Annotated in this window: 14 protein-coding genes; 6 read left to right on the forward strand and 8 right to left on the reverse strand. The window is 68.8% G+C overall.

Annotated elements, in window-relative coordinates; translation table 11 throughout:
- Nucleotides 1-10: 10 nt before the first annotated feature.
- Both DFP85_RS00865 and DFP85_RS00870 read left to right on the forward strand, forming a co-directional pair.
- Nucleotides 11-826: an amidohydrolase gene (locus DFP85_RS00865; RefSeq protein WP_133634009.1), complete on the forward strand. Its 816-nt coding sequence runs from the start codon at nucleotides 11-13 to the stop codon at nucleotides 824-826.
- Nucleotides 826-1,524 carry a pseudouridine synthase gene (locus tag DFP85_RS00870; protein WP_133634011.1) on the forward strand — a complete coding sequence of 233 codons (699 nt, stop codon included), beginning with the start codon at nucleotides 826-828 and terminating at the stop codon, nucleotides 1,522-1,524. The genes DFP85_RS00865 and DFP85_RS00870 overlap by 1 nt, the downstream gene beginning before the upstream one ends.
- Before the next feature lie 55 nt (nucleotides 1,525-1,579).
- Here DFP85_RS00870 and DFP85_RS00875 read toward each other — a convergent pair whose 3' ends face one another.
- The 7 genes from DFP85_RS00875 to gloB form a co-directional block, all read right to left on the reverse strand.
- A complete protein-coding gene (locus tag DFP85_RS00875; protein ID WP_133634013.1) occupies nucleotides 1,580-3,322 on the reverse strand; it encodes a sensor domain-containing diguanylate cyclase in 1,743 nt (580 codons plus the stop codon).
- 248 nt (nucleotides 3,323-3,570) lie between these two features.
- Nucleotides 3,571-5,157 carry an ABC transporter ATP-binding protein gene (locus DFP85_RS00880; RefSeq protein WP_133634281.1) on the reverse strand — a complete coding sequence of 529 codons (1,587 nt, stop codon included), beginning with the start codon at nucleotides 5,155-5,157 and terminating at the stop codon, nucleotides 3,571-3,573.
- Nucleotides 5,158-5,161: 4 nt separating this feature from the next.
- Nucleotides 5,162-6,256 (reverse strand): ABC transporter permease, encoded by a 1,095-nt coding sequence (locus DFP85_RS00885; protein WP_133634015.1) that lies wholly within the window; start codon nucleotides 6,254-6,256, stop codon nucleotides 5,162-5,164.
- 4 nt (nucleotides 6,257-6,260) lie between these two features.
- Nucleotides 6,261-7,334 carry a microcin C ABC transporter permease YejB gene (locus tag DFP85_RS00890; RefSeq protein ID WP_133634017.1) on the reverse strand — a complete coding sequence of 358 codons (1,074 nt, stop codon included), beginning with the start codon at nucleotides 7,332-7,334 and terminating at the stop codon, nucleotides 6,261-6,263.
- Between the two features lie 59 nt (nucleotides 7,335-7,393).
- Complete coding sequence (locus DFP85_RS00895; protein ID WP_133634019.1) at nucleotides 7,394-9,223, reverse strand: extracellular solute-binding protein; 1,830 nt, start codon at nucleotides 9,221-9,223, stop codon at nucleotides 7,394-7,396.
- Between the two features lie 42 nt (nucleotides 9,224-9,265).
- Entirely contained in the window at nucleotides 9,266-10,447 is a 1,182-nt protein-coding gene (locus tag DFP85_RS00900) for a transglycosylase SLT domain-containing protein (RefSeq protein ID WP_133634021.1), read from the reverse strand.
- Between the two features lie 73 nt (nucleotides 10,448-10,520).
- Nucleotides 10,521-11,288 carry a hydroxyacylglutathione hydrolase gene (gene gloB, locus DFP85_RS00905; RefSeq protein WP_133634023.1) on the reverse strand — a complete coding sequence of 256 codons (768 nt, stop codon included), beginning with the start codon at nucleotides 11,286-11,288 and terminating at the stop codon, nucleotides 10,521-10,523.
- Between the two features lie 96 nt (nucleotides 11,289-11,384).
- Here gloB and DFP85_RS00910 point away from each other — a divergent pair, with 96 nt between their 5' ends.
- The 4 genes from DFP85_RS00910 to nudC are packed head-to-tail and all read left to right on the forward strand — an operon-like array spanning nucleotide 11,385 to nucleotide 14,192.
- On the forward strand, nucleotides 11,385-12,158 hold the full coding sequence (locus DFP85_RS00910; protein ID WP_243737169.1) for a methyltransferase domain-containing protein: 774 nt from the start codon (nucleotides 11,385-11,387) through the stop codon (nucleotides 12,156-12,158).
- Nucleotides 12,151-12,621 (forward strand): ribonuclease HI, encoded by a 471-nt coding sequence (gene rnhA / locus DFP85_RS00915; protein WP_243737170.1) that lies wholly within the window; start codon nucleotides 12,151-12,153, stop codon nucleotides 12,619-12,621. The genes DFP85_RS00910 and rnhA overlap by 8 nt, the downstream gene beginning before the upstream one ends.
- Before the next feature lie 36 nt (nucleotides 12,622-12,657).
- Nucleotides 12,658-13,419 (forward strand): DNA polymerase III subunit epsilon, encoded by a 762-nt coding sequence (gene dnaQ, locus DFP85_RS00920; protein WP_133634027.1) that lies wholly within the window; start codon nucleotides 12,658-12,660, stop codon nucleotides 13,417-13,419.
- Complete coding sequence (gene nudC, locus DFP85_RS00925; RefSeq protein WP_133634029.1) at nucleotides 13,419-14,192, forward strand: NAD(+) diphosphatase; 774 nt, start codon at nucleotides 13,419-13,421, stop codon at nucleotides 14,190-14,192. Before dnaQ ends, nudC begins: the two co-directional genes overlap by 1 nt.
- Before the next feature lie 39 nt (nucleotides 14,193-14,231).
- On the opposite strand, the gene DFP85_RS00930 is transcribed toward nudC, so the two are convergent.
- Nucleotides 14,232-14,543 (reverse strand): SCP2 sterol-binding domain-containing protein, encoded by a 312-nt coding sequence (locus DFP85_RS00930; RefSeq protein ID WP_133634031.1) that lies wholly within the window; start codon nucleotides 14,541-14,543, stop codon nucleotides 14,232-14,234.
- Nucleotides 14,544-14,648 lie beyond the last annotated feature (105 nt).

Genomic DNA, 14,648 nt, shown 5'->3' on the forward strand with positions numbered 1-14,648 from the left:
GAGTCCCCCCATGAGCGAACTGAGAACCACCCTGGTGCAGTGCGACCTGCGCTGGGAAGACCCCGATGCCAACTGCCGGATGCTCGAGGAGACCCTGGGCGGGCTCGGCGCCGATGACACCGACCTGATCGTGCTGCCGGAGATGTTCGCCACCGGTTTTACCATGAACTCCCGGGAAATGGCCGAGCCCATGGCCGAGAGCCGGACCGTGGCCTGGCTGCAGGACCAGGCGGCCCGCCGCGGCTGCGTGGTCACCGGCAGTGTCGCCGTGTTGGAGGAGGGCGACTACTTCAACCGCCTGGTCTGGGCGCGCCCGGACGGCAGCCTGGTCACCTACGACAAGCGCCACTTGTTCCGCATGGCCGGGGAGCATGAGCGCTATGCCATGGGCCATGAGCGGGTGATCGTCGAGCTCAAGGGCTTCCGGATCCTGCTCAGCGTCTGCTACGACCTGCGCTTCCCCGTCTGGCTGCGCCAGCAGCCGGGGCCCGACGAGCACTTCGAGTATGACGCCCTGCTCTGCGTGGCCAACTGGCCGGCGCCGCGTCGCCACCCCTGGCGGGTGCTGCTGCAGGCTCGGGCCATCGAGAACCTCTGCCCGGTGATCGGCGTCAACCGGGTCGGCGAGGATGCCAAGGGACTCGCCTATGCCGGCGATTCCATGCTGGTCGATGCCAAGGGCGAGACGCTGATCGACGAGCCCCGTGATACCCCCTTCCTGAAGACCGGCCGCCTGTCGCTGGATGAGCTCCAGGCCTTCCGCGAGAAGTTTCCCGCCTGGCGCGATGCCGACCACTTCGGCCTCGCCGACGGGGTGGGCTACTGATGCGCCTGGACCGTTTCCTCTGCGAGACCACCGACCTGACGCGCAGCCTGGCCAAGAAGGCCCTGCACCGCGAGGAGGTCCGGGTGGACGGCGAGGTGATCAAGAACCCCGCCACCCAGGTCGACGAGCAGAGCCAGGTCACCTGGAACGGCGAGCGCCTGGCCCTGGTCGGGCTGCGCTACGTGATGCTGCACAAGCCCGAGGGGGTCGAATGCAGCGCCCGTCGCGGCCTCTACCCGCTGGTCCGCGAGCTGGTCGACCTCCCCCATGTGGAGCGGCTGCAGACGGTGGGCCGTCTGGACGTCGACACTACCGGCCTGGTGCTGCTTACCGACGACGGCCAGTGGTCCCATCGGGTCACCTCGCCGAAGCGCCGCTGTGGCAAGGTCTACGCGGTCACGCTCGCCGAGCCGCTGGCGGGGTCGGCGCGGGATGACGCCGTGGCCCGGTTCGCCGAGGGGGTGCTGCTCGACGGGGAGGAGAAGCCGACGCGCCCCGCGGAGCTGGCCATGCGCTCATCCCGCGTGGCCGAGCTGACCCTGTACGAGGGCAAGTACCATCAGGTCAAGCGGATGTTTGCCGCCATCGGTCACCATGTGGTGGCCCTGCACCGCGAATCGATCGGGCCGCTCTCCCTCGGCCAGCTGGGCCCCGGCGCGTGGCGGGAGCTCACCGAGGAGGAGGTGGCGCGCTTCTGAGGCCGGAAGGGCTCCTCGGGGCATTGCACGCCGCCGGCCCGATGCTGCGGGGGCCTCAGGCGTAGGTCTCGATCCTCGCCCGCCCGCGGTGCTTGGCCGAGTAGAGCGCCTTGTCGGCGAGCCCGATCAGCGTCAGCGGGTCGCCGGCATGCTCGGGGTAGGTGGCGATACCACAGGAGATCGACAGCGGCCCGAGTACCCGGTCGCGGTGACGGAAACGCGTCCGGCTCAGCACCTCCAGCAGCTCGGCGAGGCGCGCCTCGGCGATGGCCGCGGTGGCCCCTGGCATGATGATGACGAACTCCTCGCCGCCCATCCGGCAGACCACGTCGGCGTCACGGAAGTGATGGGTCAGTACCCGTCCCACGCCGACCAGTACCGTATCGCCCGCCTCGTGCCCCTCGCGGTCGTTGAACTGCTTGAAGTGGTCGATATCGATCATGGCCAGGGTCAGCGGTGTGCCCTGGCGGCGTGAGACAGCTGCCTCGTGCTCGAGCAGCTCGTCGAAGTAGCGGCGGTTGTGCAACCCGGTCAGGGCGTCCTGGTAGGAGTAGGCCTGCAGCTTCTCGACCATCTGCTCCAGCGCCCGCGTGCGCTCGGCGACCTGCTTCTCGAGGGAGAGGTTGAGGCGGTGCAGCTCGCGCTGGGTATGCCGGTAGTGCCAGAGCGAGATCATCACGATGGCCAGCGCGAAGCCCAGTGCGGCGCCACTGACCGGTACACGGCGCCAGGGCAGCAGGCCGTGGGCCACGGCCATGTCGACCAGCAGCAGCAGGGCGAAGAGCCCATAGCTGGTGATGATCAGCTTCTGCTCGGCGTTGAGGGCACCCAGGTGCACCACGATGGTGGTGAACATCATCAGCAGGGTGACCAGCAGCAGGGCATCGAAGGGCGGGAAGGTGCTGGAGAGGTCGATGACGCCGGCCAGTGCCAGCCCCGGTGCCATCACCAGATAGCCCAGGTGGAGCTGCCAGATGCGCCGCAGCAGTATCGGGCGTTGCGCGGCGAACCAGTGCTCCAGCATCAGCCCCATAGCCACCGGCAGGGTGTAGTAGCCGATGGCGGCCAGGTAGTCCCACAGCAGCGGGATCTCCAGCAGCAGCTGGCTGGCCTGGGTCTCGGCCAGCAGCATGATGCCGGCGGCCAGGGCGAACAGCCCGATGCCGAGGAAGCTGCGCCGGTCGGCCTGCACGAGGGCGAAGATGAAGGCCAGCAGGGCCAGCAGCATCAGGAAGGCGCTGACCACCAGATCCCAGGCGGAACGCTCTAGGATGAAGTGCAGCAGGTCGAGGCGGTCCATCAGCTTGACCTCGCCCCACAGGCCGATGTCGGTGTAGTCGGAGAAGACGCGGAAGTAGAGGGTCCTGCCCGCGAAGGTCTCGGGCAGGCTGATCATGTGCCAGGGCCACCCCTCGAAGCGGCCCTCCCCGCGGGCATCGAAGTGCCCGTACTGGTAGATGAGCTCGTCCTCCAGCCACGCCTGGGTGATCAGGTCGACGCTGTAGATGTAGAGCACCGGGTCGCGCCACTCGCCCTCCGGCAGGGTGATGCGAAACCAGGCGTGCTTGTTGCCACCGCGACCGGGCGGGTTGGAGGGAAAGGCGATCGGCTGCCACTCGCCAGGCAAGGAAGGTTCGGCGACCCAGGCCGGGGTGCCGTCGGACCGGAAGGGGGAGTCCCCCCAGCGATACTCCCAGCCCTCGTCGAGGGCCAGCGGGGCGGGACCGGCCCAGGACGGGGCGGCCAGCAGCAACGCCAGCAACAGGGTCCCGAACAGGGAAAAGAAGAGTGTTCGCATGGCGTCCTGAGGCCTCGGATCAGATCGACAGTGTAACCCAACGTAACCCGTAGTGGATGGCTCCCTTGTCAACGCCCCGCGGGCGGATCCCATGGCATTCCCGGATGCACCCCATATTTATACCGTTATCTAACTACGGGCACAGCGGTGGCTCTCCTGCCCCGGAAACGAGAACACATCCAGGCGGCCGGTACGCCAACGGGAGAGACACCGTTGCCGTTCCCCTCGACGCCGGTCCGCTGATCGACTCACTCGCGAGGCGCCAGCCCCGCGGCGGCCACCAGGGCCCGGGTGTAGTCGCTGGCGGGATTCTCGAGGACCTGCAGGCAGTCGCCCTGTTCCATGACCTCGCCGTCCTTGAGGACCAGCACCCGGTGCGCCATGGCGCGCACCACCGCCAGGTCATGGCTGATGAACAGGTAGCTGAGGCTGCGCCGTGCCTGGAGGTCGCGCAGCAGCTCGACCAGCTGCTTCTGGACGCTGCGATCCAGCGCCGAGGTGGGCTCATCGAGGACCACCAGGCGTGGCTCGAGGATGATCGCCCGGGCCACGGCGATGCGCTGGCGCTGGCCGCCGGAGAACTCGTGGGGGTAGCGGGAAGCGCACTCCTCGGGCAGGCCCACCTCGCGCAGGGTGGCCCGCACGCGGCGGTCGACCTCGGCTCTGTCGAGCTCCGGCTGATGGAAGCGCAGTCCCTCGCTGACGATGTCGAAGACCGGCAGGCGCGGCGAGAGCGAGCCATAGGGGTCCTGGAAGACCACCTGCAGGCTGCGCCGCTGGCGTCGCAGGGCGTTGCCGGTCAGCTGGTCGAGGCGGGTGCCGTCGAAGTCGACCTCGCCGCTGCCCTGGCCGAGCCGCAGCAGCGCGAGGGCGAGGGTGGTCTTGCCCGAGCCGGACTCCCCGACGATGCCCAGGGTCTCGCCGGGCGCCACATGCAGGTCCAGCGGCTTGACCGCCTCGAAGGGGGGCGGGCGGCGGGCAAACAGCCGTTTCGGGCGCGGGAAGCTGACCCCGACCCCCCGGGCACTCAGCAGCGGCGCGACACGCGCCACGGGCACCGGGCGTCCCGTGGGTTCGGCCGCGAGCAGCTGCCGGGTGTAGTCGCTGCGAGGATGGGTGAAGACCTCCGCCACCGGCCCGGTCTCCTGCTCGCGGCCGGCGTGCAGCACGCAGATGCGATCGGCATGGCGGCGTACCAGGTTGAGGTCGTGGGTGATGAAGAGCATGCCCATCCCGTGGGCATCGCGCAGCTCGGCGAGCAGGGCGAGGATCTCCTGCTGCACGGTGACGTCTAGCGCGGTGGTGGGCTCGTCGGCGATCAGCAGCTCGGGGCCGTTGGCAATCGCCATGGCGATCATCACCCGCTGGCGCTGGCCGCCGGAGATCTGGTGCGGCCAGGCATCCAGCAGTTCATCGGCGCGGGGCAGCTTGACCTGCTCCAGCAGTTCCCGGGTGCGCACCCGGGCGGCCCTGCCGGTGAGCCCCTGGTGCAGGCGCAGGGTCTCGCCGATCTGCTTGCCGATGGGGTGCAGCGGGTTGAGCGAGGTCATGGGCTCCTGGAAGACGAAGCCCACTCGGCCGCCGCGCAGCCCCCGCCAGCCCCGGTCGGACAGGGTGACGAGATCCGTCTCCCCCAGCCGTCGCCCGCCCTCGACCCGGGCATTGGGGGGCAGCAGGTTCATGGCGCCGAGGGCCGAGACCGACTTCCCGGAGCCGGACTCGCCGACCAGGGCCAGGGTCTCGCCACGCTTGACGGTGAGCGACAGCCGGTCGACCACCCGGATCCCGTCGAAGGCGATGGTCAGGTCGTGCAGCTGCAGCAGGGGGGCGGTCATGTGCTCACGCATCGTGGCCGCTCCTCGAGGGTTCGCTCGGTGCCGGGGTGGGGCTCGCGGCATGCTGGATATGCCGGGGGTCGAAGGCATCGCGCAGCCCCTCGCCGATGAACACCAGCAGCGAGAGCATCACCGAGAGGGTGACGAAGGCGGTGATGCCAAGCCAGGGGGCCTGCAGGTTGTTCTTGCCCTGGGCGACGAGCTCGCCCAGGGACGGCGAGCCCGGGGGCAGGCCGAAACCGAGGAAGTCCAGGGCCGTGAGCGTGGTGATGGCACCGGTGAACAGGAAGGGGATGAAGGTCAGGGTCGCCACCATGGCATTGGGCAGGACATGGCGCCACATGATCAGCCGCGACGGCAGGCCCATGGCGCGAGCGGCGCGCACGTACTCGAGGTTGCGGGCGCGGAGGAACTCGGCGCGCACCACGTCGACCAGCCCCAGCCAGGAGAACAGCAGCATGATGCCCAGCAGCCACCAGAGGTTGGGTTCCACCAGGCTCGCGAGGATGATCAGCAGGAAGAGCATCGGCAGCCCCGACCAGATCTCGGTGAAGCGCTGGCCGATCAGGTCCACCTTGCCGCCGAAGTAGCCCTGGATGCCACCGGCCAGCACTCCCAGCACCAGCGAGCCCGCGGTGAGCACCAGCGCGAAGATCACCGAGAGGCGAAAGCCATAGATCACCCTGGCCAGGACATCGCGGCCCTGGTCGTCGGTGCCCAGCCAGTGCCGCGTGGTGGGCGGTGACGGGGCGGGGTGGTCGAGTGCCATGTCCAGGGTCTCGTAGGAGAAGGGGATCGGCGGCCAGAGCATCCAGCCATTGGCCATGATCTCGTCGCGCACGAAGGGATCGCGGTAGTCGGCGGGGCTGGGCAGGAAGCCGCCGAACTCGGTATCCGGATAGTCCACCAGCACCGGCACGTACCACGCGCCCTGGTACTGCATGACAATCGGCCGGTCGTTGGCGATCACCTCGGCCACCAGGCTGATCACGAAGAGGATCGCGAAGATCCACAGCGAGACCCGCGCCCGTCGGTTGTCGCGGAACACCGCCAGGCGTCGCCGGGTGATGGGGGAGAGCTCGCGCGAGAGCAGTGCCATCGGATCAGGACTCCCGTGTCTCGAAGTCGATGCGCGGGTCCACCCACACATAGGTCAGGTCGGAGATCAGCTTCAGTACCAGCCCGATCAGGGTATAGAGGTAGAGGGTGCCGAAGATCACCGGATAGTCGCGTTGCATCACCGCCTCGAAGCCCAAGAGGCCCAGGCCGTTGAGCGAGAAGATCACCTCGATGAGCAGCGAGCCAGTGAAGAAGATGCCGACCAGGGCCGCCGGCAGCCCGGCGATGATGATCAGCATGGCATTGCGGAAGACGTGGCCGTAGAGCACCCGTCGGTCGCTGGCGCCCTTGGCACGCGCGGTGAGCACGTACTGCTTGTGCACCTCGTCGAGGAAGCTGTTCTTGGTCAGCATGGTCAGGGTCGCGAAGCTGCCGATCGCCGAGGCGATGACCGGCAGGGTGATGTGCCACAGGTAGTCCTTGACCTTGCCCCAGGCGGAGAGCTCGTCGAAGTCCGGCGAGGTGAGGCTGCGAAGCGGGAAGAGGTCCCAGTAGCTGCCGCCGGCGAACAGCACGATCAGCAGGATGGCGAACAGGAAGCCGGGGATGGCATAGCCCACGATCACCAGCCCCGAACTCCAGACGTCGAAGCGCGAGCCGTGTCGCAGGGCCTTGCGGATGCCCAGCGGGATCGACACCAGATAGACCACCAGCGTGGTCCAGAGTCCCAGCGAGATCGACACGGGTAGCCGCTCGAGCATCAGGTTGGTCACTGGCTCGTCGCGGAAGAAGCTCTCGCCGAAATCGAAGGTGGCGTAGTCGACGATCATGCCGAGAAAGCGCTCATGCGCGGGCTGGTCGAACCCGAATTGGGCCTCGAGTTTCTCGATGAAGGCGGGGGGGATGCCCCGGGCGCCTCGCGACTCGCCGCCCGACGCAACATCCCCGCCGCCACCCTCCATGCGGGTGCTCGCCTGGCTGGAGAGGCCCTCGAAGCGGGCCAGCATCTGGTCGATGGGGCCGCCCGGCGCCGCCTGGACGATGATGAAATTGAGCAACATGATCCCCAGCAGGGTGGGGATCATCAGCAGCAGGCGGCGCAGTACATAGCGGGCCACGGCGTATCCTTACTCCACGGATGAGGGCGGCCGGTGAGGCGGCCGCCGGTCATGCACCTTCAGCGGTTGCGCTGGCGGGCCTCGATCTCGGCGCCGCGCTCGGGGTCCACCCACCAGGCAGCCAGGTCCAGGGTGTACTCGGGGAAGGGCTCCCGCCAGCCGAACTTGTCCCACAGGGCGATGCGCGTCTTCCCGAGGTGCCACTGGGGAATGACGTAGAAGCCCCAGCGCAGCACCCGGTCCAGGGCTCGGGCGGCGGTATCCAGTGCCTCCCGGGAGTCGGCGGTGATCAGGTCGTCGACCAGCTCGTCGACCACCGGGTTGCTGAGCCCGATCAGGTTGCGGCTCTGGGGCACCTCGGCGTATTCGCTGGTCCAGAAGTCGCGCTGCTCGTTGCCGGGGTTGGCCGACTGGGGGAAGCTGCCGACGATGATGTCGAAGTCGAAGCCGCGCAGCCGGTTGAGGTACTGGTTGACGTCGACGATGCGGATATCCCCCTGGATGCCGATCTTGGCCAGGTTCTGCAGCAGCGGCTGCACGACCCGCTCGAACTGGGTGTCGAAGAGCAGGACCTCCACCGTGAGCGGCGCGCCGGAATCGAGGTGGGTCATGACGCCATCGCGAACCACATAGCCGGCCTCGTTGAGCAGCTCCAGGGCCCTGGCGAGCCGTGGACGCATCTCGTCGGGGTGCTCGACGGGCAGGGGTTCCTCGAAGACCCGCTCGGGCAGGGTCTCGCGGTGCGGCTCGAGCAGGGCCAGTTCGGCCTCGCTCGGCAGGCCTTCGGCGGCCATCTCGGAATTGGCGAAGTAGCTCTCGGTACGCTCGTAGGCCCCGTAGAAGAGGTTGCGATTGAGCCATTCGAAATCGAAGGCCAGGTTGAGGGCCTCGCGGACGCGCACGTCCTGGAACTTGTCGCGTCGCAGGTTCATCACGTAGGCCTGCATGCCGGCGGGCTGGCCGTCCGGCACCTCGAGCCGCTCGACGAATCCCTCTTCCAGGGCCGGAAAGTCGTAGGCGGTGGCCCAGTTGCGGGCGCTGGTCTCGATGCGCATGTCGAGGTTGCCGGCCTTGAAGGCCTCGAGGGCCACCGTCTGGTCGCGGTAGTAGTCGAAGACCAGCCGCTCCATGTTGTGGCGGCCCCGGTTCACCGGGAGCTCTCTTCCCCAGTAGTCGTCGACGCGCTCAAAGACGATGCGCCGCCCCGGCGCCACTTCGCCGATGCGGTAGGGGCCGGAACCCAGCAGGGCATCGCGGGTGGTGGCCTCGAAGTCACGGTCCTGCCAGAAGTGGGCCGGCAGGATCGGCAATTGCCCGATGATCAGCGGCAGCTCACGGGACTCGCTGTCGGCGAGGTCGAAGTGGACGGTATCCTCGTCCACGGCCCGGATGCCCACGACGTCGGCATAGTAGGCGCCATAGAAGGGCTGGCCCTTCTCCGTCAGGGTCTCGAAGCTGAACACCACGTCCTCGGCGGTCACCGGCTCGCCGTCATGGAAGCGCGCCTCGGGATGCAGGTCGAACTCGATCCATTGCCGCTCGGGATCCAGCCGCACCCCTTCGGCGATCAGGCCATACATCGAGAAGGGCTCGTCGGGGTTCTGGGTCAGCAGGGTGTCGTAGATCTCGGTCAGGCCGGTGGCCGGGGTGCCGCGGATGATGAAGGGGTTGGTGGAGTCGAAGCTGCCGATGGCCGAGCGCACCAGGCTGCCCCCCGTCGGGGCGTCGGGGTTCGCGTGGGGGAAGTGCGTGAAGTCCGCCGGCAACGCGGGATCGCCATAGAGGGCCAGGCCGTGGACGGTCGGCACCTCGGTCGGTTCGGCCGCCAGGGCCGGTCCACCGAGCAGCGTGCCCAGCAGCAGGCCCAGGCCAGGGGCAGCGTGTCGCATCGATCAGGTTCCTTGTAGCAGGCGGGGCCGTGGCCCCTGACATCAACTACCGGAAAGTGTCAGCTGTTGCCCCGGTTGTAAAGCTTCGGGCCGCTCGATGCCGTTCCAGCGGGCCAGATCGGCCAGCGCCACGGCATGGCGGGAGGCGATGGCCGAGAGGCTGTCCCCGCGGCGGACCACGTAGACGTCGTCGCCGGCGGCTGCGCGTCGCGTGGCGTTGCCACTGAGCCTGGCCACCAGCCGCTCGGCGCTGTCGGCGGGGACCAGCAGCCGCTTGACGTGGCGGGGGTCGGCCCGGTTACCGAGCAGTCCGGGGTTGAGATCGGCCAGGGCCGCGCGGGAGACCCCCGCCAGGCGAGCCGCCTCGCCGAGGTCCACCGGGCGTGTCACCGGGACCTCGGCGACGGCCGGCGCGGCCTCGATGCGGGGCAGCTCGACGTCGTAGCGTTCCGGCTCGGCGATGATCGCCGAGATGGCGATCAGCTTGGGCACATAGGCCATGGTCTCCCGTGGCAGCTTGAGGTCCCAGTAGCTGCCGTCCTTGCCGCGGGAGAGCGCGGCGCTGCGGGCACGGTTCACGGTGCCGGCGCCGGCATTGTAGGCCGCCAGGGAGAGCTCGATGTCACCCTCGTACCACTGCTCGGCCTGCATCTCGATGTAGTCCAGGGCCGCATGGGTGGAGCGCCCCACATCCAGGCGGCCATCGTAGCCGCCGCCGCGGCGCAGCCCCAGGGCATGGCCGGTGCCTGGCATGAACTGCCAGAGGCCTGCCGCCCCGCGATGGCTGCGCGCGGTGGGGTCGAAGGAGCTCTCGATGAAGGGGATCAGGGCGATCTCGCCGGGCAGGCCGCGCTCCTCCACCCGCTCGGTGATCCAGGCGAGCCAGGGCTTGGCGCGCTCGGTGATCTCGACGATGTTGTGAGGGCTCTGGCGGTAGTGGTCGATCCAGTGCTGCACGCGTGCCTGCTCGACGTCCTCCTGCCACTGGAAGCCCTCGGCGAGGCGCGACCAGGCATCCCTGGGCTCGAGGGCCAGGGCATCCCAGAACGTCTGGTTGGCAGGGAGCGTGGCGGGCTGGGCCTTGTGGCTGGCCGAATCGTCCTTGAAGGCGCGCTGGGGCGTCGGTGAGGCCTGGCTGTTGCCGGTGGTGGCCATCAGTGAACCCATCAGCGCGAGACAGCTGGTGAAGCCCAGGATCCGTCGACGTGTCGTGTGGTAGGTCATCGAAAGGTGATCTCCTGGTCATGCGAAGGCCTGCCGCCACGGGCAGGCCGGTTGTCATCCATCAACGGCGTGTTCAGAAGCCATCCTTCCAGGCGCGAAGCGTGGTGAAGGTCGAGAGGTCGCTGTCGGCGTCGCCATGCGCAGATGCGGCCTGGCGCACGCCGGCCGAGGCGCAGCGCAGGAAGGGATTGATCCGGCGTTCGCGGCCCAGCGTGGTGGGCAGGGTGGGGCGGTCGAGCTCACGGGCCCGCTGGCACTCCGCCTCGGCGGCCTCGACATCGGCATTGTCCGGGTCGGCGGCGCGGGCGAACGCCAGGTTGGCCAGCGTGTACTCGTGGGCGGCGAACACCAGGGTGTCTTCCGGCAGGGACTCGAGGCGCGACAGCGACTCATGCATCTGTGCCGGGGTGCCCTCGAAGAGCCGGCCGCAGCCGGCACTGAACAGCACGTCGCCACTGAACAGCAGCGGCGGGATGCCCGGCGTGAAGAAGCCGATATGATCCAGGGTGTGGCCGGGCAGGGCGAGCACCTCGAACAGCCGGCCCATCACCCGCACCTCGTCGCCGTCGCCGACCCGCTCGTCGATGCCTTCGATCTCGGGATTGGCGGGGCCGATCACCCGCGGCGAGTAGCGCTTGATCAGTTCCGCCAGGCCACCGGTGTGATCGTGATGGTGGTGGGTGATCAGCACGGTACCCAGCTCCAGTCCCTCGCGCTCCAGCCACTCGATCACCGGCGTTGCATCGCCGGGGTCCACCACGCAGACTGCCTGGCTCGTGTCCTGGCGCAGCAGCCAGATATAGTTGTCGCTAAAGGCGGGTATCGGTGTCACGCTCAACATGGGCTCGGGGTCCTTGACGGAGGCGTTGCCAGACGCTGCCGCGATTCGTTGCGATATGGTTTACAAAACCCGGCACTGTGGAGGGAAAACGGCACTATGTCAAACTCGCGGGATCCCCATGCCCTGGCGCGGCTGGTCCGGGAGGGGCGGCGTTACTGGGCGTCACCGGCGGGCCAGGCGCTGTGGCGGGCCGAGCGCGCCTGCCTGGGACCGGTCTGCGAACGCCTGGTCGGGCGCCACAGCCTGGAGCTGGGCATGGCCCCGGTGCTCAGCGACATCTGCCCGATCCGCCATGCCCTGGGCTGGTCGCCGAGCCGCGAGATGGCCGACCACGACTCGACCCTGGTGTGCCCGCCGGAGGCCTTGCCGCTTCCCGATGACAGCCTGAGCCTGGTGGTGGTCCACCACCTGCTGGAGGTGGTGGACGAACCCCACCACATGCTGCAGGAGGCGGCCCGCGTCACCGCCGACACTGGGCGACTGATCATCTTCGGCTGGTGCCCGCTGAGCGCCGGCGGGCTCTCGCGGGCCTGGCCGGGCAGGCGACGTCGCATGCCCTGGCGAGGCCACTGGCGCTCTCCCGGGCGGCTTGGCGACTGGCTGGCGTTTGTCGACTTCGAGATCGAGCGGGTAGACTATTGCGGCTTCCATCTGCCCGGCAGCCAGCCGCGCAATGCCATGCTGGAGACCCTCGGGCGGCGCCACAACCTGCCGCTCGGCGACAGCTACATGATCCATGCCCGCCGCCGGGCGCAGCTCGCCCAGTCGCAGCGCTCGCGCTTCGAGCTGGCCCGCCCCCTGGTCGGGCCGGCGCTGGGCAGCGCCACGCGCGTCGGGCCACAACCGGAAAGGAACCGCCAGGGTGACTGACAGACACCACGCCGAGCCCCCCCAGACAGTGACGATCTATACCGACGGGGCCTGCCGCGGCAACCCTGGCCCCGGAGGGTGGGGGGCCCTGCTGGTGAGTGGTCACCACGAGAAGGCGCTCAAGGGCTACGAGGCGGTGACCACCAACAACCGCATGGAGCTGATGGCGGCGATCATGGCGCTGCGCGAGCTCAAGCGTCCCTGCCGGGTGGCGCTGTGGACCGACTCCGAGTACCTGCGCAAGGGCATCACCGAGTGGATCCACAACTGGATAAAGCGTGGCTGGAAGACCGCGTCCCGCCAGCCGGTCAAGAACGCCGAGCTGTGGCGCGAACTCCACGAGGAGACCCATCGCCATCGGATCGAGTGGCACTGGGTCAAGGGGCACAGTGGCCATCCCGGCAACGAGCGGGCCGACGAGCTGGCCAACGCGGCCATCGACGAGCACCGGGCCCGCGCCTGACGCCCCGCCTTCCCTGAGAGCCGACGAGAGATCCCCATGCGTCAGATCATCCTGGATACCGAGACCACCGGCATCGACCCCCGTGATGGCCATCGCCTGATCGAGATCGGGGCGGTGGAGATGGTCAACCGCCGCCTCACCGGCAACCGCTATCACCAGTACATCAATCCCGAGCGGGACATCGAGGCCGAGGCGGTGAGCGTGCACGGCATCACCGACGAACGGGTGGCCGGGGAGCCGGTCTTCGCCGAGATCGCCGATGCCTTCTGGGCCTTCATTGAGGGGGCCGAGCTGGTGATCCACAATGCCCCCTTCGACGTGGGCTTCATCGACCATGAGCTCGGCATGCTCAACGCGCGCCGCGGCGAGCCACGGCTCGGGCCGGTGGCCGACCACTGCCGGATCCTCGACACCCTGACCCTGGCGCGCGACAAGCACCCCGGCCAGCGCAACAGCCTGGATGCCCTGTGCAAGCGCTACGAGATCGACAACGGGCACCGCGTCCTGCACGGGGCCCTGCTCGACGCCGAGATCCTCGCCGACGTCTACCTGGCCATGACCGGGGGGCAGACCCTGCTCTCGCTGGATGCCTCGGCGAGCGCGGAAGGGCGCACCGGCGAGTCCCAGGGGCTGGCCATCCACCGACTCTCCCTCTCCCCGGGACAGCTGCGGGTGGTGCCGCCCGACGAGGCGGAACTGGCGGCCCACAGGGCCAAGCTGGAACGTATCCGCGAGGCGGCCGGCGAGTGTCGCTGGGATGCCCACCCCGGGCTGCCGGGCGGTGAGGCGTCACCCTGATGCTGCGGCGGGAGCTGCCCAGCGAGGAGTCGGCCGGAAGGGTCATTCGCCTGGCCGGGGGGCGCATCGCGCCCGGTGTCGACGAGGGCCCGCTGCAGGCGTTCCAGCCCTGGGATGAGCGGATGCAGCCGCTTTGCTGGTGGCAGGAGGAGCCGGTGGCGCTCGCGATGGAGGACCGGCCCGGGGAGGAGTGGCCCGACGCCCGTGCCTGGCTGGCCCGGCTGCCGGAGTCCTGGTTCCCGCTGCTCTCCACGGCCCTGCAGGTGGCGGCCTGGCTCGACAACCACCGCTTCTGCGGCCGCTGCGGTGCGCCGGCGCGGCGGCTCGACGCCGAGTTCGCCATGCATTGCGCGCAGTGCGGCCATCGCAACTACCCGCGCATCTCGCCCTGCATCATCACCCTGGTCACCCATGGGGAGTCGCTGCTGCTGGCCCGCAGCCCGCGTTTCCCGCCCGGGCGCTACTCGACCCTGGCCGGCTTCATCGAGCCGGGCGAGGCGGCGGAGGAGGCCGTGCGTCGCGAGATCTTCGAGGAGGTGGGCCTCAGCGTGGGCCGCGTCAGCTACTTCAGGAGCCAGGCCTGGCCCTTCCCCCACTCGCTGATGCTGGGGTTCTTCGCCGAGGCGGCCAGCCGGCGAATCCGCATCGACGGCGTCGAGATCGCCGATGCGGCCTGGTTCAGCCCGCGGCGACTGCCCCAGCTGCCACCGCTCTACTCCATCTCCCGGGCGCTGATCGAGACCCACCTCCGGGAGGTCGGGCCCCGGGGCTAGGAGGTGGACTCGGCCAGAAGCGGGCCGGCCAGCAGTCGCTCAGTGGCCGGGAAACAGCCGGGTCAGCTGCGTGGCCAGCATGACATTGCCGGTGGCCTTGAGCTTACCGGTCATGAAGGCGCTCACGCCGTTGATCTCGCCATTCATCACGCCCTTAAGGGTCTCGCTGCTCATGCTCAGGCTGACCGAGGGATCGTCGTGTTCGCCCTCGTGGACCTCCAGGGTACCGTCGTCCACGACCAGGTAATGGTCGCCGGCATCGGAGAAGTGGAACTGGAAGACTTCCTGCATGCCGCTGGCGGCCTCGGGGTCGAAGCGGCGCTGCAGCTTGTCGATGGTGGCGTCTGACATGGGGGTCCTTGCTCGCTAGGGTGTCCGGTGTCAGAGCGTATTTGAAACGATTGTTTGAATCAAGCGCCCTTGTGCCGCCAGTCGGGCCGCGGGCAGGATGTCGGG

The organism is Halomonas ventosae, from assembly GCF_004363555.1.
Lineage (GTDB): Bacteria > Pseudomonadota > Gammaproteobacteria > Pseudomonadales > Halomonadaceae > Halomonas > Halomonas ventosae.